Below are 19942 nucleotides of genomic sequence, written 5' to 3'. Positions count from 1 at the left end.
CCTGCAACGATGTGGAAGGATTCTTGACACTGAACTTGCATACTGTGTCCTTACAATTGTATCTGCAAGGATACACAGTTTATAATATAAGTAGAAAATAGTGCTAGTCTACTTAGTAAAGCCAGACTGTAAAGCCAAACGGTTCTTCAAGTCTAGAAAGAGGATATGTGATGCATTCAAAACCTGAAATCAATAAGAAAAATGCCATCGATTTTTACACAATGGCCTTTAAGGGCAATCCTAAAGAAGCGGTGAAGCGCTATGTTGGAGACGAATATATCCAACATAACCCTGACGTTGCAGATGGTCCTGACGCCTTCATCGATTACTTTACTCGGATGGCCCTTGAATATCCCATTAAGGATATTGAATTTGTAAGAGTGGTTGCCGAAAATGACTTGGTCGCAGTTCATACCCATCAGTTCTGGCCCGATAATGAAGAATATATCACCATGGATTTCTTTCGCTTCGATGAAAACAGTAAAATTGTAGAACACTGGGATGCTATACAGAAAATACCGGCAGAAACCAAATCCGGCAATACTATGTTTTAACAAGCACTTGAAAATCCAAAAACAATAATTAAAAGCAGGAAGTGTTACCTTGGTAACACTTCCTGCTTTTTGCCTGTGGTATATTCAAAGAAGAAACTACGAACTACCAGATAAGGAAAGGAATTCTATGTTTAATAAAATTGGTAAAACCATCCGAAAACTGCACCGCTACCTAACGCCCGTCTTTGTTATCATAACCGTACTGTATATGTTTATCCTTCCAGTACCAGCCTTGTTCAAAATCCAACGCATACTAATGCTAACCATGGCCGTTACTGGAACCTTCCTCTTTATTCAGATTTACTACAACAAGAATAAGGCTAAAAAAAATCGCAATAACAAAAAGGCCTGAATCAAAATCCCTTCTCGGGTACAATGAGGCACATCCTAACACCACTTCAATCCTGAAAAAGATTGTCAAAGCCTAGCGCTTTCAATCCTCTTTCAGGGTTGTTCTTTTTATAGAGACCCTATTTCTTTAACCCTACCCACAATGCCGTCTTGTAACATCACTTTAATCCCATGAGGATGATTGGGCGATTTCGTAAGTATCTTCTGCACAATACCATCCGTTAGCTCTCCCGTTCGTTGATGATGTTTCTGCACTACCTTAACACTCGATCCAATCTTGATATCTGCTCTTTTCCTGCCGTCCATACTACCTCTTTTCCATGCTTAATCGCATTGTAAACTACTAGATTTCAAGTCATTTTCTATTCTTTACTCTTGTTAGTCAGGGTCACTTCAACTATTTCAGGTCGGTTGTTTAACCTGATCGGCATTAGGCTATTGCCCAATCCCCGACTCACAAACATAGTCGAATCCTTATTCAAATATCGGCCACTGGTATATTTTGGGAAGAACCCTTGGTTGGGGGCATATAGTCCTCCAACAAACGGAATCCGGAACTGTCCACCATGAGCATGCCCCGCGAAAATTAGATCCATATTGCCTTCCACATATAAATCAAAAAGTTCCGGACGATGAGAAAGCAAGATACTGAATTGTTCAGTATCTTTCCATTCATTCAAACACTCTTTGATCTTCCACGTTTTGATCCTTCCTTCAAACTCCGCTGTAAAAAAGGCTGAATCAGACAGGCCAAATATCCCTATTGCGCTATTTCCTCTGGATATCTGCCCGGCCAAATCATTCATAATGATGACACCTGCATCCGTTAGATGTTCTGCAATTTCTGTCCATCTCCCTGACCAAGCTTCATGATTGCCAGCAACATAGTATACGGGTGCAATTTTCATGGCACCATCAATGAAATACATCGCCACGTCCAAATCGAACCGGCGTCTATCAATTAAATCACCCGTAATCACAATAATGTCGGGATTGAGAGCCTCTACTTTTCCCAATAGATTTCTTTGTTCCTCTCCAAACAAGGTATTGTGTAAATCAGAGATATGAACAATTTTAAAATTGTCAAAATCATCCGGGATTTCAGGATTGTAATAGTCTGAACTCGAAACAAGGATACCATGATTTTGCCAAAAGCCATAAGCAAGCATAAGAAAAGCAATTAGGATAACCACCATCATGAATTCAAATCCATTTAGTTCTATTCTCATCGGATACTCCTCATACTGCTACGAATACTGTTCTTCCATGCGCTTAATCTGTGTATACAAGGCTTCATTCACAGGCATCTCCAGCTTATGCTTTCTCGCCAATTCCAGCACCGTGCCAGAAAATAGTTCCACCTCCGAGGGAATATGTTTCAAACCATCCTGGCGCATGGATGGCATACCTTGTGGGGAAAGCGAGTCGACTAAATCGACATAGGCATGAAGCTCTTTTTCAGAAATAGGGACACCTTCTGCAGCAGATAAGTCCATGACCTCTCGCATCGCAGCAATCATCAAGTCCCGTGCCTCACCTGGTTTTTGGATGGTACCAAAGGTTCCTTCATAAACCATGACCACCTGATTCACACCAACATTCAGCATAAATTTACTCCACAGTCTTTGTAGGATATTGTTTTCACGGGTATAGGGCAATTCGGTTTTATCGAAAAGCTGACATACTGCCTCTAAATTTGATGTGTCTTTTTCCAAGCTACCAATACATAGTTGCCCCATATGGCAGTAGGTGAGTTCTCTTCCAATCTTTAGAGCATCCATGCCCTGGGCGACCGTTACCAGCATTTTTTCCTTGCCAAAACGCTCACCAATAATCTTCTCACTCGTGATCCCATTAAGCAAAGAGATGATTATCGTCTGTGGGCCAACTTGGTGCTTTTCTGTCTCCATCGCCTTCTCTAGGGCATTCGCCTTGACGGCAAAGATGAGTAAATCCACTGGCGCATCGGCGTCTTGGTCAGACACCATTTTGAAATCACATAAAACGCCATTGGTACTAACCCCCCATTCTTCATACTTTTGGCGCCGATTCTCATCGACAACAAAGCCAACATTCTCTTTTCCAAGCTTTTTGGTTAAATATCCTCCGAATAGGATTCCCAGTGCACCCATGCCCACAAAAGACACCGTCTTAATTGTCATCTGTTTTTCTCCCCCTGTCGTATTTCAATGGTGATTCTGCAACCGTTCCTCAAGTGTTTTCAGCATAGCAGAAATTAAGACAAATGATTGCCTCGAATAGTAGTATATCTTAGGTATTTCTATTATATCGGAAGAAAAAACTCTTTTCATCAAAAGCTGAATGAAAAGAGTTTTCTAATATCTACCCGCTATTCTACTTTTTCCCATCCTATCTGACTAGAATATATCAGGTTTTCACATTTCTAACGAATCCACTCCACAATATCATCTAATTCTTGTCTAGTTTTTCCATGCATATGAACATCTTCCGATTTATACCCAAAGGCAGCCATCACAGCTAGACCAAACTCTTCTGTATCAACTATGCCTTCATCATGCAAGAGTGTTTCCACTTTTTGCCTGTTAAATCCCTCAATTGGACAAGAATCAATGCCCATATAGGCAGCTGCCGTCAACATATTCGCAAGAGCGATATATACCTGCTTTGAAGCCCAATCAAATAATTTACGTTCGTCTGTCAGGTCAAAGTCACCTTGCTGAAAATTCTTAAAAAATTCCATTTTCATATCGGAGACCTCTTGCGGCAATTGTTGTACATCGTTTGCAATATGCGTAAGATAATCCGATCCAGCCTTCGTATCTACCGCTTTTCTAGCCAAAAGAAGTACGAAATGACTAGCAGTAGGCAACTGTTTTAAGGCTCCCCATGAATACTCTTTCAGTTTCTCTCTCAATTCCATATTCTGAACAACGATAAATTTCCATGGTTCCCATCCAAATGAACTGGGAGATAGTCTTGCAGTCTCCAAAATAAACTCAAAATCTTCTTCGGAGATTTTCTTTTCCCGGTCAAATTCTTTACAGGCAAATCTAAAATCATACGCTTCCAGCAATTGTTCTTTCTTATTCATAGATTGAATCCTCCTTTTGGGATTATATAGAATTTACTCGATTTCCAAGACACCCTTTCTTCAACTAATATCATAGTAGCATTTTCTAGGCTTTGTTGAAAGCGTACGGACAAGGGGCGTACTTTTTCATACCTATTCTATCGCCCTATTGGAAATTTTTTCATTTCCTAAGCCCAAACCATATTTCCAAAAATAATTAAGGAGCAAAAGAGTAAGGACAAATGTAACCAATCGGAGAGAAAATAGCAAGGATTTTTATATTCTACTCTTTTTGCTAGCTAATTTATTGCGGACGACGTATACTTACTCAGTAAAGATAGCGATATACACTAAATTATGCATTCTATTGGGTGATTCCTTAGTTGAGAATTTCTAGATAGAAAACTGAAATATGTCACTAGCTGAAAAGAACAAGGGGTTCACCCTATTGATTCAAATAAATATACAGGAGGCAACGATGTCTGAAAGTAATATCGAAGGAATGAAAAAAATAATTGAAGAAAAGAAAAAACAAAGCGCAAAAAATTCTAGTTATAGCAAACAATTAGAACAAAACAAAGTGGGACAACCTAAAATTATCAAGCGCATGAAGCGCGGCGGATTATTCGACAAGTAATAATTTGATAATTTGAAACCGCAAGGACGCAGTCAATGCGTCCTTTTTTTCACTGGATTTTCCAGGTCATAGGCAGTCGTTACAAGAAGAAGGATATGAAGTTCCTAAAGAAAGAGTTGGACAATGATTAATACAGATTTTATGAACTACCCCTTGAGTGATGAACTTTTGAAAGCAATCCATACCCTAGGATTCAACAAGCCCACCAAGGTTCAAGAACAAGTTATTCCCGCCATACTCCAAAAAAAAGATATCGTCGTGAAATCTCAAACGGGTAGTGGTAAAACTGCCGCTTTCGCCATTCCCATTTGCGAATTAATCGATTGGGATGAAAATAAACCCCAAGCACTTGTACTCACCCCAACTAGGGAGCTGGCAGTACAAGTAAAGGAAGATATCTTCAATCTTGGGCGCTATAAACGAATTAAGGTAGCTGCCATTTTTGGGAAATCCCCATTCTACCTTCAGGAAAAAGAAATCAAGCAGAAAACACATGTGGTCGTAGGAACTCCTGGGAGAATTATTGACCATCTTGAGAAAAAGACCTTGGATACCTCAAAAATCAAGTACCTGATTATCGATGAAGCAGATGAAATGCTTAGCATGGGATTTATTGAGCAGATTGACCAAATCATTGCCAATTTACCAAAGGAACGGGTAACTACCCTGCTATCTGCAACAATGCCAAGCGATATTGACAATTTATGTAAAAAGCATATTCAAAATCCCATCCGTGTGGAGATTGAAGAAAGTAGTCCTGTAGAAGACCGGATTAGCCAAACATGGTATAGGGTAGAAACAAACGATAAGACTGAACTTCTAAAAGATATGTTGACGATTGAGAACCCCAATAGCGCAATCATATTCTGTAACACACAAAAGAAAGTTGAAGAAGTATATAGAACGCTCAAACAATCGCAATATACCTGTGATAAAATTCACGGTGCCATGGAGCAAGATGATCGCTTGAAGGTCATGAACCGCTTTAAAAAAGGCTACTTTCGCTACCTAGTCGCAACAGATGTAGCAGCAAGAGGTATCGACATAGACAATGTTTCACTCGTAATTAATCTGGATGTTCCGCAAGAAAGCGAACGATACATACATCGAATCGGAAGAACCGGACGGATCGATCGAAAAGGAAGGGCCATCACTTTCATAGCGCCCTATGAAGGACGATTTCTTGATGCCATTGCCAAGCGAACGGGTATGGAAATTATTCTAAGTGAAAAGCCAAGCAAAGAAGCAGTAGATGAGTTTAAACAGGAATTTTTAACCAAGGCACAGATTAAGCCTGAGGCAAAGCAGGTAAAAGGGGCTCAATTCAGCAAAGAAATCATGAAGCTACATATCAATGCGGGTAAAAGAACCAAGATGAGACCAGTCGATGTAGTCGGAACACTCTGTAATATTGAAGGAATGTCTGCTAAAGATGTTGGCATCATTAATATTTTGGATATATCTACCTATGTTGAAATATTGAATAACAAAGGTGAACTAGTCTATAAAACATTGCAGACAAAAAAAATCAAAGGTAGGTTGCGGAAAGTAAGCAAGGTTATCGACAATTCATAAAAGATAAACAAGATGGAAAGGTCGGCCCTTACGGGCCGACCTTTCCATCTTGCATGTGTATAGATGTATCTAACTACTTTTCCTGTCCATATTCAATCATAGTTCAATATACTTATTAATATTTCTAGCCTGAGTAATCCTATCTTTCATAATTCGGATAATCCGGTCATACAAGACATCTCCTAAAACAGCATCCTCGATGCCACTATCTATACTCGGATTATCATTAATTTCAATGAGATAGCAAACTCCATCAATCAGTTTTAGATCTACCCCATACAATCCATCGCCAATGTAAGAAGCAGCCTTTAGGGCTGTTTCTATTACGATTGCCGGTACATCACCAATGTCTAGTGTTTCAGAGTTGCCACTGAACTCACTGTTCTCCGTTAATTCCTTAGACCAATTATAGATCTGCCAGTGACCTGTTGCCATATAATAGCGACAAGCATAAAGAACCTCATTATTCATAACGCCAATTCGCCAATCATACTCTGACGGCAAATATTCTTGCGCAATTACAAATTCTGAACTTTTCAAAAGTTCTGCGCATTTTAACTCTAGCTCTTCCATGTTTTTAACCTTGTGCACCCCCAGCGAAAAAGCGCTGTCTGGTTGTTTGAGAACAATTGGAAAGTCCATCACCTTTGTTAGTTTTTTTGTCGATTCTTCCCCACGTGCAATCACCATACTTTTGGGCATTAGAATTTTAGCACGCATCATTCTTTCCATTAGGTAAAACTTATTACAGCATTTAAGAATTGACCAAGGGTCATCCACTACAACCAAGCCCTCCGCATAGGCAAATCTGGATATTTGGTAGGTATGGTCGTTTACGGCAGTCGTTTCCCTAATAAGAAGTGCATCAAATTCATTGATTCGATTCATTGAATCCTTGGTAATAAACTCTACAAAAAATCCATTCTTTTCCCCCATTTTTTTAAATCGGTCCAAGGCTTTCTTATTAGATGGTGGATTTTCTTCATCCGGATTAACAAGTATGGCCAAATCATACTCATAATTTTTCAATTTTGACCTGTTAAATTTTTTCTGGGCAAAAAATGACTTTGCAATTTTCCTGACAGTCTGTTCCGGGATCATCGGCAAATCCTTGATACTAAGTAACTCTACCTTCTCGAGTAGCCATTTATCCCCTTTTCTGAATCGAAAGGTCACAAATGGAGCCTCAAATAACTTATACAGGTGTCGGCTGAGTTTGGTAGATTGACCATTTAGCTCATGCCCCAACACAAGCGTATATTCCACTGTATCCTTTTCCAATTGCCGAAGTTCATCATTTAGGATTGTATTGTATTCATCTGCAAAGCAATTCATGAGTGGGACACTCGTAACATCTTGCATGGTTGCAACACTCGGAATAACCCGATGGTCTCGAGCGGACGCCAGCAAAGAAACGTAGTATCCTTTGGATTGATAGCGGTAACTATCGCTCATGTTGAATATTCGAAAGTTAGAGGTTTTCTGAAACCGCACGTTGTATATATATTCTTCCGAGGAAATGATTTCCACATAATCATTGTCGTAAACTGCTATCGACGGGTCATCTGAAACAATTATGTTTTGAAGACGTCCACTTTTCTTTTTCACGGTATCAATGGTTTTTAGCATACGAAAAGCATGTTTATTTTTACCGTAATAATCGTCTAGTTTCTTTCTAACTGTATAGCCTTGTCTCTCATACCATCCGGTTAAGGAAAGATCGTTTGCGTCTACTTCGAGTGATACGGTGGAAATCCCCCGGCTTCTTGCAACATTTTCACAATATTTGAGCAAGCGTTTGCCATAGCCCTGGCCCCTATATTCGTCGGCAACAGCGATTGAGTAAAGACGAGCAGTATATTTATAAAACTGTATAACAATAGACCCTATCATACTATCCGACTCCAGGATATATACTTCCTGATGTCTGCTGCTAATGCTTAATCTCAAGGAACGCCTAGCAGCAGCCTTGTCTTTTGTAAATGAATCCTTCTCCAGTTTTAAGAGTTCAGGAAGGTCTTGTAATGTAGCCAATCTAATGTTTTCCATATAATCTCCAAATAGAAATATTTGCGGCACTGAGTTGCCCGTATCGTCGTGACAGGTCTAAGCCAATCAACTTTTTACTCTTACAGTATACGCTCATCCAATTTTTTGGAAACGATTATTTTTCAGTTTAGACCAGTTTTTTTAGAGATAGAATGCAAGGCTGTTCATCCTGCAAACATCAATCAGAACGCCACAAAAAAACGTATGCTCTATCTTTTAACATAGATAGAGCATACGCCTACTTACTATACTTCTTCTTCCATAATCAAATATAAGAAACAAAACTTTGCCTACTCACTAGACCGAAAAAGCATCTAATTGCTCAACAATACCTTGCAAGTCTAGGATTGTTTTTTGTTTATCTAGAAAATCTCTATAAAAGTGGTCATTCAGGTAATCCCAAAAGGCTACTGTAATATTAATCTCATTTAAGGCAAAAACTACATACGGTTCTGATACTTTCTCTACGATTGCACCTAAATCTTCTTTTACATAAACCCGATAATTATCATTTTTCACGCCCCAATCGATTGCCACATTATAGTTTTCATAGTTGGTTAGTAAGTTGATAATATTCTTTAAATGATCCCGGTATTCATTTGCTCGATATTTTAGTATGGAAAATTCATTGATTCCAATGTAGCCAACTGGTACGAGTTCATTTCGAATATCCGCTATATCGTCAATTTTGATAATTTCATTAAACGTATTGCTTTTAATATTTTCAAGAAACCGTTCTTTTCGCTCTTGGAAATAATCGATTAATTCATCCTTGTTGTTATACTCTATGCGCTTAAGCATGGATTCAACAATATGTTCCGGCATCGTGAGCAACGATAAGCGCTCTGTCTTAAGGACTGTGTTCTCTCGTTCCTTTTCAAATTCATCCACTGTATTGAGATACTTACTTCGCTCTTGCGCAATAAAGATTCGCATCAGCGGTTTACATAGACTTAAGTATCCATTAAATTCTTCTTCCAAAGACAAAATGGCTCTGCTATCCTGCAACAGGATATTTGTAGCATTATCTACGATTCCGTTAAATGAACTTGCCGTCAAAGCCACCTCGCCAGGTGCAATAAACATGGTTCTTTTAAAAAGCCCATCTCTTTTTTTGGGATAATAAAAGGGTTCTATAGCACCAGTCATATATAGGGGAATCCATTTGGATAGGGCTTCTAACATTTCGTCGAGATTCCGACTCACAGTATGAATAATTCGTATTCGATTCCCCTTGGAAATGATTTGGCACAACAACTTCATCCAGACCAACTGGAATGCTGTATCTTCGATTAACCAATCCATCGTTTCATCACTGTATAAATATAAGTAACCAGGTTTCTTCCTCTTCAATACAATCGACAAAAATCGTATGACAGCTTCTCGTTTTCCATTTGAGCCATAGTACAAGCTAATCGTAGATTCTGTCTCCAGCATTTCCGCTGTAGGATGGTTCTTGAAGTAATTCAGATGGCAATCCTTTTGTACAGCATTCATTTGGTTCAAAAAGCCAGCCACAGGAGACGAATTCGCTACTTCATCTGTCAGAAGCCATTCATACACTTGTTGGGAAGCCTGTTCAACATCATCAAATAGAGCTTTTGGTTTTTTCATCGTTTCCAGCAAGGCATTCTTCTGATAGTCTTGCGTACACTGTTGAACTAGGTAGGTGACCATTTTTTTGACGTATTCTGCATTTGGGACGAGCCTTCGCTCCCCCCTTCGCAATCTACTGATATGAGAAGAATCCACAGCTACGTGCATTGAAAGAGAGCTGTTGCTTGTCTTCGTAATATTCATTAGAAAATCTAGCTTCTCACAAGAAATCATAAGCATTACCTCATAATAATTGTAGCAAATAAATCAAACACATACAATTCTTATGGCGTCTTGCCTGTCAATGCAAGCAACAGTACAAATCACCCAGCCTAAGTTGGTTACTTCTGGCATTGCAGCCCATACTGATCACGTTGCTTGCGACTCTTCTTTTTCACCTTTTTACGATTATTGAATTATTTCAATTCAAATTATAAACTACATCATTGTGCAAACTTCCGTGCGTTACTAAAGATAATCATTTATATCAAAATTCTTATAGTACTCCATAAACTCATCCGAAACCAACGGTTTACTAAAATAGTAGCCTTGTATCGAATCACATCCCAATTCCTTCAACATCTCAAGCTGTTCCTTGGTTTCAACGCCTTCAGCAATAACGGTTCCACCCAACTCATGAATAAAACTAATAGTATGTTTAATCATTAGGTAGATCTCTAATTCATTCATGCGATCCACAAAGTACTTATCTATTTTAATAATATCAAATGGAATTTTTGAAACATTTATGAGTGAGTTATAGCCTGTACCAAAATCATCCATTGATATCTTATATCCCTTTTCTCTTAGACTAGATAAAATTCCGTTAATTTTCTTTTCATCATTTAAGATTACCCTTTCTGTAATTTCAATTCCCACGCTAGAGCGCTCAATATCATTCTCCTTAACAACTACTTCCACCCAATCGCGAAAGGAATCATCCAAAATTTCAACACTGGTCACATTTATCGCCGTGTTTATGTTTACACCCTTGTTCTTCCATTCTTTCTTCTCAGTAATAAGTTTTTTAATAATCCAGGTCGTGATATGTTTAATTAAACCAATTTTTTCTGCAATTGGGATAAAAATATCCGGGCCAACTAAGCCTCTTTCGCCTCTATCCCATCTCAATAGGACCTCCGCGTGAGCAAGTTCCTTGTTTGTAAGACTAACAATGGGTTGGTAAACTAGATAAAATTCATCGTTATCGAGTGCCTTTTGTATTGATCCCGAAATCTCATTAAATAATTCTTTTTCTTTCCGGAAACGGTCATTACAGACATAAACGCCAGATTTATAAACTTCACCTTGGTCAGCAGCAATTCTGGCTTTGTTATAGATTTCTCTCGCTTCACTGATATCGCCGTTATTAAAGGAGATACCAATCTTTATGACCAGTTTAAAGGAATAGTCCTCAATAACCATCGTTTTTGAAGCCATTTCGAGATACTTGGTCATAAGCTCTACAAAAGTCGTTTCATCATATTCTTTTTGTATAATCAGGTATTCATTGTAATCGACTGAATACAAGTTTTCTTCCTTAAATACCGATTTTAAATGCTTTGTGCCTCTATGGATTATGGTTTCAATAATGTCATAATCAACGTATTTACTTATTTCTTCAAGATTAACAACATTGATGAATACCAAACAGAATCTTTCACCCTTTTCAATCAAAGAGCCCAATTCCAAAAAAAGCTTGTTGGTGTTATAAAATCCTGTAAAATCACTAATCAGATTCTTTTCTTTTATTTCTTCACTCTTTTCAATATTCTTATTGAAAATATACCCTACATTTAAGGCTACAAACAGATAAATTGCAACCCTCAGGATCCAATTCAAGGGATGCTGTGAAAGGCTCCCATATGAAATTATCGACATCAAGGGACCGGCACTTAGACCTAGTATTAAGGCTACGGTCACACTCCCCTTGGTTTGCCAATAATATGCAGCCAAAATAATCACAATATAGTTTAGTTGTGAACATGCCTGCACCGTTTTCCCATAGGTATAGGCAAGTACTGCGATTGAAATACTCATTACTGCTACTAGCAATACTCGCCAACCATTTTTACTTCTTATGTCTAATTGCTTTGTGAATTTTTTCATAAATTAGTACCCACGATTGCTAACAACAATCTAAGCCTTCTTTCCTATTCTTTTGGTACATTCATACCTCTAATCAACTTTTGATTTAGAGATTATTAACATGAATAACCATCTGCCAATATTTCAAATTTTGCCTAAAACGGGTCAACTGCCACCATACCTCGTTACTTAGTTCTACAATTTCGATTGGGATAAAAATACTATAGTAAATATAACAAAATTACTTATATATTACAATCTTATCATACTCGTAGCCTTCCATGACCTTCGGAAAAAGCCAGCTACTTGACATTATTCCTGTCAAAATACTTTGACAGTGACAATTGTTAGAGACCAAATTCATTTTTCCTACACACGGTATAATGGTTGTATATTGAGGTGATGCGATGAAATACCAAGTAAAACTGAAAACAGGTTTCTTTGAAACGACGAATTATCATCTTTCAATAACAAGTGGGGCTATCCAGTTAACTCCCAATAACTCTCCTACCAACAATTCAATCCTAATCATTGAGCAAGACCTAATATCAATCCAATTGTCTCGGGGCAGGTTGGCAAAGATTGAAATCAAAACAAAGAGTCGAACTATTCACGGAGTCATCGATGAAAAACAAAACCTTGGGGAAATTCTTCAGGAACTAAAGAAAAACATCAAATCAAAATATATTTATGAGGAGGAACAAAATGAGTAGAAAAATTATTTCTGGTTTTTTAGCGATTGCGATGATGCTCTCCATGCTTTTCTTGATTCCAATAATGCCTGTTGCCGAGGCCATTGATACGGGTAGTGATCCCGCGCCCCCTCTTGCCAAAGATGTCGAAATCTCTGGTTCACCAGTTGAAGGTGAAACTTTGTCAGGTTACTACGATTTCGAAGGCACTGAAGAAAGTGGAACCACCTTCAGATGGCTTTCTGATTCTGGAACTAGTATCCCTTTCTTCACCACCATGAATATCACAGCCGTTTCCAATGGTCCTACCAATGCAACAACGTTTATTCTTATTGAAGAAACCCTGATTGCCAGTATTGAGGATTACCATTGGAACGGTGGCGCCGGACAGGTTCCAGGCACCATCATGCTTCAAGAATCCGATGGAACAATATATGGCCCTTGGGATGCAGTAGGCGTGGGTGGTAATTTATACTGGAAGGTTCAACCATATATAACCCTTCCAGCCGGAACCTACACCATCATTGATTCTTCGAATGAGACTTGGTCTAACAATGCAGAATCTGGCTATCGAGGAATGGTAAATGTCTGGACTACAGATTATAGCAATAACCTTATTCCCATCGATGGGGCTAACGAGCAGACCTATCTAGTAAGCTCAGATGATATAGGTAAAATGATACAATTTGAAGTTACGGTCAAAGATATTGACGACGTAACCGGTATCCCTGTTGCTAGTAGCCCTATTGGACCGATTCGTGGCTCTGCATCTGGTAATATTCAATTCACTAGTGCTTATTATGGGGTCTATGAAGAATACAATGGCTATATTAGAGCTTCTAGAATAGACGGAAGTAGTGGAACCATAACGGTAGACTATTCTACTGCAGATGGTACCGCCATCGCATGGCAACATTATAAGCCGGTAAGTGGAACGCTGACCTGGGAAGACGGAGACACAGACAATAAGGTTATTCCCTGCACGATTATGGGTGATAGCCAGTATAATGGATATCTATATTTCGACTATACATTGTCAAATCCTACCGGTGGAGCCACGATTGTATCGCCAAATCCGGCAACCATTCAAGTCAGTGATAATGATGCGCCACCTACACCCCAAAATCTAAGAGCTACTGCTGGAAACAAGCAGGTAACCATAGAGTGGGATGAAGTAGATGATACTCATTACGTGCTTTACTTTTCTACGACACCTAAAGATTTCACAGAACAAGACAGTGTTGGGGTCTATGATAATACTTCCTATACCATGACTAACCTTACCAATGGAACAAAATATTACTTTATGCTAGAAGCTGTTCACAATATTTACCATAGTGAAGCGACCGCTGTCGTTGACGCGACCCCGACAGGACCTAGTACTAGAATTAGAAATTCCAACGCTTCTCCAACGATCAAAATCAATACTAGCAAGAGAAACACGTCCATAATCAATAGTACCGAAATTTCAGCCACTACAAAAGACGCACTAACTTCGGCAACAATCAGTGCTGCCACAGTCAATGCGCTCCTTGACAAGGTCGCTTCTTCAGGAGGTCAAAACAAAAAAGACCTTATTGAATTTGTCGTTAATACACAGAAAGACACGAAGGAGCTCACGCTAAAGATGAAGCAAGAGGATTGGGCGAAAATAAGCGACCAAACGGAAGCAAGACTAGCCATTTCTTCACCATTTATATCAGTGGTACTAGATTCGAAAGCACTAGACACCATATCGGCTAGTGGTAGCAATAAGGACATCGTCTTCTCCGCTAGCCTAGTAGATAAAGAGCAACTTTCTGAAAAAAATCAGGCCTTGGTTAAGAACCGGCCTGTATACGATTTAAATATTATGAATGGGGATAAGCAAGTCTCAGATTTTAACGGAGGCCATGCAACAGTATCCATCCCCTACACACTATCTGCCAAGGAAAATCCACATGCCGTCTTGGTCTACTATCTTACTGACAGTGGAAAATTGCTCACCCTGCGGGGGCATTATGATCCATCGCAAAAAGTCGTAACCTTCAAAACCAACCACTTCTCAAAATTTATCGTTGGCTACAATCCCCTCGCTTTTTCAGACGTCAAGGAAGAAGCTTGGTATAAGGATGCCGTAGACTTCATTGCCGCTAGAGAAATTTCAACGGGTACTGGTAATAACCAATACAGCCCAAGTGAAACCGTATCCAGAGCAGAATTCGTTGTTCTACTAATGAAGGCTTATCAGATAGATCCGCAAAGTCAATCTAACCTGTCACAGGTTGAGAATTTTACTGACCTTGGCAATAGCCCCTACGCCGACTATTTGTTAACAGCAAAATCACTCGGAATAATCCATGGCATCGGCAATAATTCCTTTGCACCAAATAAGGAGATTAGTAGACAGGAAGTATTCGTAATCCTCTATGATGCATTACAAGCAATGGATGAAATTCCCGGCACCACAAATGATCTGTCCCTTTCTAGTTTTACGGATGCCGACCAAATTGCAGGCTGGGCAAGTAGCCCCCTGTCGGCTATGGTCAAATCAGGTACAGTCAGCGGATACAGAAACAAGCTAAATCCAACAGCTGCTACAACACGCGCCGAAATCACTCAGCTCTTCTACAATCTTTTATCTAAGTAAAGTAGATATTGCCGCTTTAAAGTGCATTCAGAGCGTGCTCAGGCTATCTCCTTCCAGCGTTTAGCACGTCTTAGGGTAAGTATACCCTTCTGATTATAGGTGTCTTACAAGAGCAATTAAAGGAAAGATAGGCAAGGGGCCGTATCATCACGATACGGCCCCTTGTCCTTGTATGTAGGTTCTACAACCCTTGTCTATCTGCTTAATTTGGAAATTGCTAAGGCAGCCTAACCAAGCCACGAAAACCTCTCGCGCCATAATATGACGCTGCACCATTGTGATAAACGAATACTGTATCGTATCGGTAATCACAAAAAATAGCGCCTCCTAGTTTTCGAATCTTGTCGGGCGTTCTAACCCAACTCGATGTTTTGGTGTCAAAGTCTCCTAATTCTTGCAGTCCACGATATTGTTCTACCGTTAAAATTTCGATACCCATTTCTTGCGCCATATCCAGCGCATTATGGAGCGGCTTATTGTTTTTTCGGCCTTGCATTGCTTCATGGTCGTAACAGATACTTCGTCGCCCTAAAGGACTTTCTTTTGAACAATCTATAAAGAATACTTCCTCTTTATTGTCACCCAAACATACTACATCCGGCTCACCACCACTTGCTTCCATTTTGTGTACAATCCCTAGCATATCGGGATCTGCCACAAGTTTTTCTTCCATATTTTTCCATTGAAGTCCTTTGTGCCGGGTCATATTATCTTCAAAACGAGCTTTCAAGATTCCCATACAGTCGGCGTATTCTTCCTCAGATAAGCTCTTTTTTTCTTTATCCATCTCGAGCACCTCAACTCAAATTTTAGTCTTGCCCTTTTTACTGCACTTCTTCCATCTTTTCTCTAATCCAATGGCCTTTCGCGGATGTTTATATTTAGGGTTCAAGCTCCACCAGTTCTTACTTCTTGATTGTTATTTTACTCAAGAAGCCTTCACCAGCCGATGTTATGAAGGACACTGTTCCGTTGATTAAATGTAGTCTTTCCTGAATGCCAATAAGGCCATTCCCCCAAACAAACTCATCTGCTCCTTTTCCGTTATCCATTACCAAAATCGCGATTTTTTCATGATCAATACTTATCGAAGTAAATATTTCTTTTGCCTTTGCATGCTTTAACGCGTTTGTAATAAGCTCTTGACAGATTCTACAAATAATATCGTAGGTTTTTTCATCAAGGTTATAGTGTAGACCTTTAAAACTAAAGCGTGTCTTTATTCCTGTCGTTTTTATACGTTGCAACATGTTCTCAATCTCTTTTTTAAGGTCCTTGCCTGAATAAGTATCGCTTTTAGTGGCCATGCTATGTAAACTCTCTAGACCTGAATCCAAAGACAAGACACTGTCATTCAAAGCAATTAAACTCAACTTTCTATCCTTTTCAACATATAGTTTTGCCACTTCAAGTAGTTTAATGGTCACCACCAGCGAATGTCCCAAGATATCATGAAGTTCTCTTGCTACATAGTTTCTAGCACCAATCTTTGATATCCTTTTTAATTTATGAATTGTTGTTTCAAGTTCACTATTCGCCTGAATCAATGCTTCTTGTTCCTCGCGTATCTTTTCTTCCACCTCTTTATAACCCGTTATGTTATGAAGCGTTGTTATGTATTGAGTTTCTTGGAAGGTATGTACTGGTCGAATCAAAACCGTGAAAAGCTGATGATCTAGGCTCATTTCCACTTTCTTATTCTTTATTCGATTCACATCCATTTTCTGTATACTTTCATCCATCTTCTCTAGGGCGAGTTTTCCCAAGGTTTCTTCCAATTTTTCATTAATATAAATCACGGTATAGCTGGAATCCAGTACACAGATAGGCGTATCCAACCGGTGAACGATTTCATGGCGCATCATGGGGGAACGATTGATGAATTCATGATTAAAGGTCGCATAAATAAATATGAGGATGGAAAAAACAAAAGCAATAGGGGTGATATCAAACATTACTGGAATTCCTATGGAATGAATGAATCTATGCAATATCTTCGTTATAAATAAAAAATTAATCAGCAAAGGAAAAAGGATAGCGCTAGCAATAAGCGATTTATACCATAGCCTTTCGCCCTTAAATCTTCTATGAAAGGTAAGACAACCATAGATAAATCCAACAAAAATAAATCCATATACGATTATCATGTGGAAGTAGAACAAGATTCCAAAACTATCGCCCCAAAAGTCATATTGAGCATAAAATAGGTGATGCATCGGGTTTGTAAGAATCATTGAAAACTGTAGCAATGATATTGCGTATATAATTTTTCGAATTACATTCTTTAAGGGTCTACCCTTATAATACGCGTAGGTAAATTCTAAATAAGCAACCTCAAATACACAGGCACAAAAATAATATCCCACGATAAACCACCATCTTGAGATTTCCGTTGTAGAAACTGTTTTAAATATTTTAAATACCAACCAACCTATAATACTAATCTGTAAAACTAGGAAAGCCTTTGTCGCATAATCTTTATTGGTCTTCACATAAAACATCATTAGGAAAACCAGTGCCAACACTATGGAGATGATATGCACTATACAAATCGCTTCTATTTCTAGTTTCAATAACTCACTCATTATTCTATGCCGTTTTCTACAGCAAATACTGCCAGCTGTAAGCGGTCCGAAATATGAAGTTTCTCATATATTCGACTCACCTTATTTTTCACAGTGCCCTCGCTATAATTGAAGGTCTGCGCAATCTCTTTGTTACTTTTACCATCTACGATAGATTTTATCATGTCAATTTCCTCAACACTGAGGACATTGGCATAGGCTTTTTTTTGAATCGCCAACTTTTCGAATTTTTCAACCATCATATCTTTTACGCTTTTATGTATCACGGTTAGTCCATAATTTACACATTTAATAGTCGTAATCAGTTCTTGCGGTTCAATATCTTTTGTTATATATCCATCAGCCTTGGCAATAAAGGAGGAGATAATATTTTCTTGGTTATCAAACGTTGTTAGGATAATCACTTTCGTATCTGGATATTTTTCCTTGATTATCTTAAGGGCCACGATCCCATTCATTTGTGGCATTTCAATGTCCATCATAATGATATCTGGCTTCAATCTTTCACACGCATCAATGGCTTCTCTACCTGTAGAGACCATCGAAACTACACTGATTTCTTCATCGATGCTTATAATTTGTCCTAATGATTTTCTTAATAGCATTTGGTCGTCAACAATCATGATCCTAATCATCATACCCTCCTTCATAATAGCTGCTATATGCTGTAACCACATTGCGGACATCTTTTAGATTGGCTTTGGCTACAAAAATCAACTTTTCTATCTCAGGTATAAAATTCTCGTCCGTTATGTTCAACTTTTCAATATTGCTTTTCAACTCTTGCATTGCTTGATGCTGCGTACCAACAATATCGTCAAATAAATTCTCAATTTCTTTTTCTCTTTCTATGGCATACACGATTTCCTTCGTCTTAATTAATTCCCGATTGATTGTCGCCAGTTCTGTTTGTTTATCCCTCAGTTCATCAAGCATCGCAATAAGCTCCGTAATATCGGTGAAAGTCAGAATATAGCCTGCCAGTTTTTCTTTATCAAAGATTTCTTTTATATGATACTGAAAATAGAATAGCTCATCCCCCTCTAGTTTAATGAACTGTTTTCCAAAGGTATTTCGGGTAAGGATTGGCTTACAGAAAATGCTTTCAATATGATTCACATCAATTCTTTTCAATTTTTTGAAAATTGTTGATGCGCTGATTTTATCACTTTCATATATCACTTCACCGCTGGTCCCAATGATGAAGACGTAATCTAGCATGAGTTTCTTTACATCTGAGAATACGGAGGAGCTTACCCGGTATTTAACAAACTTATTCGATAGAACAATGCTGTTCGCTACAAACAAGGGATACAGAAATGATTTGATTCCCGGATTCACGATAAAGCCGACTGTGGGTATGAAAAAAAGTGTAGAGAATATTATAAGCATTGAACAATCTCGATTTTTCATATAATCGAGCGTAAAGAAAATGAATAGTAACAGTATATAGATTATTAGAAATGCTACGCTTAGTGCCTGAAAGTTAAACACATCTGTAGGTCTGTGCGCGACCATTGCAATAAAACTGGAAAGTATAGATAGGCCGAGCATGCCAGACGTTGTGAGAATCGTTTTCTTGTACCGTTCGACCTTATATATACTAAGCATAAAGCTTATGGTCAGCATTATTATTAGCGCTGTGAACACAATAATGCTGAAAAACTGCTCTGGACTATAGTATCTGCTGTCCCCCATGGTACCTCTTCCTCCGCTTAGAATATCTGTGCGTGCAATAAGATTGTAAAAGAATCCATCCGTAACTCTCAACTAAGCACCGGATGGAAGAACCAATGGTAATGGACTAGCTAGAAGTCCACAATATGCTCTTTTGAAAGATTATTTGGAAAATCCGCAGTCTGCTTGACCACATTTTTCGCTAACTGTCTTACGTAATCTGGCAAACAAATACAATTGACAGTATATGGCATAAACTATTTGTGCCACTAGTACTTCCATCATATAACGGAATTATAAAAGAATAAACCGGTAATCTGGATATGGTTCTAACAATTGCCTTTGCCTACTGAATTTGATATTTCCCCTGTCAAACAAATAAAAGGGCACAATTTTTAATGTGCCCGCGTGTAAGCCAAACTAAATATATTTTTACCCCAGCAGTTTATTTTTGCAA

The 19942-nt window shown here is 38.6% G+C and carries 17 protein-coding genes; 6 read left to right on the top strand and 11 right to left on the bottom strand.

Annotated elements, in window-relative coordinates:
- Positions 1-170: 170 nt before the first annotated feature.
- Both JR334_00575 and JR334_00570 read left to right on the top strand, forming a co-directional pair.
- The gene (locus tag JR334_00575) at positions 171-554 is read left to right on the top strand and encodes a nuclear transport factor 2 family protein (GenBank protein QRN86811.1); all 384 of its coding nucleotides are present in this window, start codon (positions 171-173) and stop codon (positions 552-554) included.
- 127 nt (positions 555-681) lie between these two features.
- Positions 682-906 (top strand): hypothetical protein, encoded by a 225-nt coding sequence (locus tag JR334_00570; GenBank protein QRN85772.1) that lies wholly within the window; start codon positions 682-684, stop codon positions 904-906.
- Positions 907-1013: 107 nt separating this feature from the next.
- Here JR334_00570 and JR334_00565 read toward each other — a convergent pair whose 3' ends face one another.
- From JR334_00565 to JR334_00550, 4 genes are all read right to left on the bottom strand, one after another.
- Positions 1014-1211, bottom strand: a complete 198-nt coding sequence (locus tag JR334_00565; GenBank protein ID QRN85771.1) for a YwbE family protein — start codon at positions 1209-1211, stop codon at positions 1014-1016.
- Positions 1212-1267: 56 nt separating this feature from the next.
- Positions 1268-2101, bottom strand: a complete 834-nt coding sequence (locus JR334_00560; protein QRN86810.1) for a metallophosphoesterase — start codon at positions 2099-2101, stop codon at positions 1268-1270.
- Between the two features lie 51 nt (positions 2102-2152).
- Complete coding sequence (locus tag JR334_00555; GenBank protein QRN85770.1) at positions 2153-3067, bottom strand: ketopantoate reductase family protein; 915 nt, start codon at positions 3065-3067, stop codon at positions 2153-2155.
- A gap of 242 nt (positions 3068-3309) precedes the next feature.
- Positions 3310-3978: an NAD(P)H-dependent oxidoreductase gene (locus tag JR334_00550; GenBank protein QRN85769.1), complete on the bottom strand. Its 669-nt coding sequence runs from the start codon at positions 3976-3978 to the stop codon at positions 3310-3312.
- Between the two features lie 457 nt (positions 3979-4435).
- On the opposite strand from JR334_00550, the gene JR334_00545 reads away from it, so the two are divergent.
- Together JR334_00545 and JR334_00540 are read left to right on the top strand one after the other, a co-directional pair.
- A complete protein-coding gene (locus JR334_00545; protein ID QRN85768.1) occupies positions 4436-4594 on the top strand; it encodes a hypothetical protein in 159 nt (52 codons plus the stop codon).
- 123 nt (positions 4595-4717) lie between these two features.
- Positions 4718-6169, top strand: coding sequence for a DEAD/DEAH box helicase (locus JR334_00540; protein ID QRN85767.1), 1452 nt, complete (start codon positions 4718-4720; stop codon positions 6167-6169).
- Between the two features lie 96 nt (positions 6170-6265).
- Here the strand turns inward: JR334_00540 and JR334_00535 are convergent, their stop codons facing one another.
- The 3 genes from JR334_00535 to JR334_00525 all read right to left on the bottom strand — a co-directional run bounded on the left by JR334_00535 (position 6266) and on the right by JR334_00525 (position 11923).
- Positions 6266-8218 carry a GNAT family N-acetyltransferase gene (locus JR334_00535; GenBank protein QRN85766.1) on the bottom strand — a complete coding sequence of 651 codons (1953 nt, stop codon included), beginning with the start codon at positions 8216-8218 and terminating at the stop codon, positions 6266-6268.
- Between the two features lie 297 nt (positions 8219-8515).
- Positions 8516-10048 carry a transcriptional regulator gene (locus JR334_00530; GenBank protein QRN85765.1) on the bottom strand — a complete coding sequence of 511 codons (1533 nt, stop codon included), beginning with the start codon at positions 10046-10048 and terminating at the stop codon, positions 8516-8518.
- A gap of 234 nt (positions 10049-10282) precedes the next feature.
- Positions 10283-11923 carry a GGDEF domain-containing protein gene (locus tag JR334_00525; GenBank protein ID QRN85764.1) on the bottom strand — a complete coding sequence of 547 codons (1641 nt, stop codon included), beginning with the start codon at positions 11921-11923 and terminating at the stop codon, positions 10283-10285.
- Positions 11924-12309: 386 nt separating this feature from the next.
- On the opposite strand from JR334_00525, the gene JR334_00520 reads away from it, so the two are divergent.
- Positions 12310-12615: a hypothetical protein gene (locus JR334_00520; protein QRN85763.1), complete on the top strand. Its 306-nt coding sequence runs from the start codon at positions 12310-12312 to the stop codon at positions 12613-12615.
- Positions 12608-15223, top strand: coding sequence for an S-layer homology domain-containing protein (locus JR334_00515; GenBank protein ID QRN85762.1), 2616 nt, complete (start codon positions 12608-12610; stop codon positions 15221-15223). The genes JR334_00520 and JR334_00515 overlap by 8 nt, the downstream gene beginning before the upstream one ends.
- Before the next feature lie 217 nt (positions 15224-15440).
- Here the strand turns inward: JR334_00515 and JR334_00510 are convergent, their stop codons facing one another.
- From JR334_00510 to JR334_00495, 4 genes are all read right to left on the bottom strand, one after another.
- Complete coding sequence (locus JR334_00510; protein QRN85761.1) at positions 15441-16010, bottom strand: DUF4256 domain-containing protein; 570 nt, start codon at positions 16008-16010, stop codon at positions 15441-15443.
- A 118-nt stretch (positions 16011-16128) separates the two neighbouring features.
- A complete protein-coding gene (locus JR334_00505; GenBank protein QRN85760.1) occupies positions 16129-17808 on the bottom strand; it encodes a hypothetical protein in 1680 nt (559 codons plus the stop codon).
- Positions 17808-18443, bottom strand: coding sequence for a response regulator transcription factor (locus JR334_00500; protein ID QRN85759.1), 636 nt, complete (start codon positions 18441-18443; stop codon positions 17808-17810). The genes JR334_00505 and JR334_00500 overlap by 1 nt, the downstream gene beginning before the upstream one ends.
- A complete protein-coding gene (locus JR334_00495; protein ID QRN85758.1) occupies positions 18436-19506 on the bottom strand; it encodes a hypothetical protein in 1071 nt (356 codons plus the stop codon). Before JR334_00495 ends, JR334_00500 begins: the two co-directional genes overlap by 8 nt.
- Between the last annotated feature and the right edge of the window lie 436 nt (positions 19507-19942).

The sequence above is a fragment of the Clostridia bacterium genome, from assembly GCA_016887505.1.
Lineage (GTDB): Bacteria > Bacillota > TC1 > TC1 > UBA5767 > UBA5767.
Note: the sequence above shows the minus strand (reverse complement) of the source record. Positions and strands in the feature narration are given on the sequence as shown.

Excerpts from the sequence above, each read along its gene's own strand:
- JR334_00575 (QRN86811.1), top strand. The coding sequence starts at position 171 with ATGCATTCAAAACCTGAAATCAATAAGAAAAATGCCATCGATTTTTAC.
- JR334_00570 (QRN85772.1), top strand. The coding sequence starts at position 682 with ATGTTTAATAAAATTGGTAAAACCATCCGAAAACTGCACCGCTACCTA.
- JR334_00565 (QRN85771.1), bottom strand. The coding sequence starts at position 1,211 with ATGGACGGCAGGAAAAGAGCAGATATCAAGATTGGATCGAGTGTTAAG.
- JR334_00560 (QRN86810.1), bottom strand. The coding sequence starts at position 2,101 with ATGGTGGTTATCCTAATTGCTTTTCTTATGCTTGCTTATGGCTTTTGG.
- JR334_00555 (QRN85770.1), bottom strand. The coding sequence starts at position 3,067 with ATGACAATTAAGACGGTGTCTTTTGTGGGCATGGGTGCACTGGGAATC.
- JR334_00550 (QRN85769.1), bottom strand. The coding sequence starts at position 3,978 with ATGAATAAGAAAGAACAATTGCTGGAAGCGTATGATTTTAGATTTGCC.
- JR334_00545 (QRN85768.1), top strand. The coding sequence starts at position 4,436 with ATGTCTGAAAGTAATATCGAAGGAATGAAAAAAATAATTGAAGAAAAG.
- JR334_00540 (QRN85767.1), top strand. The coding sequence starts at position 4,718 with ATGATTAATACAGATTTTATGAACTACCCCTTGAGTGATGAACTTTTG.
- JR334_00535 (QRN85766.1), bottom strand. The coding sequence starts at position 8,218 with ATGGAAAACATTAGATTGGCTACATTACAAGACCTTCCTGAACTCTTA.
- JR334_00530 (QRN85765.1), bottom strand. The coding sequence starts at position 10,048 with ATGATTTCTTGTGAGAAGCTAGATTTTCTAATGAATATTACGAAGACA.
- JR334_00525 (QRN85764.1), bottom strand. The coding sequence starts at position 11,923 with ATGAAAAAATTCACAAAGCAATTAGACATAAGAAGTAAAAATGGTTGG.
- JR334_00520 (QRN85763.1), top strand. The coding sequence starts at position 12,310 with ATGAAATACCAAGTAAAACTGAAAACAGGTTTCTTTGAAACGACGAAT.
- JR334_00515 (QRN85762.1), top strand. The coding sequence starts at position 12,608 with ATGAGTAGAAAAATTATTTCTGGTTTTTTAGCGATTGCGATGATGCTC.
- JR334_00510 (QRN85761.1), bottom strand. The coding sequence starts at position 16,010 with ATGGATAAAGAAAAAAAGAGCTTATCTGAGGAAGAATACGCCGACTGT.
- JR334_00505 (QRN85760.1), bottom strand. The coding sequence starts at position 17,808 with ATGAGTGAGTTATTGAAACTAGAAATAGAAGCGATTTGTATAGTGCAT.
- JR334_00500 (QRN85759.1), bottom strand. The coding sequence starts at position 18,443 with ATGATTAGGATCATGATTGTTGACGACCAAATGCTATTAAGAAAATCA.
- JR334_00495 (QRN85758.1), bottom strand. The coding sequence starts at position 19,506 with ATGGGGGACAGCAGATACTATAGTCCAGAGCAGTTTTTCAGCATTATT.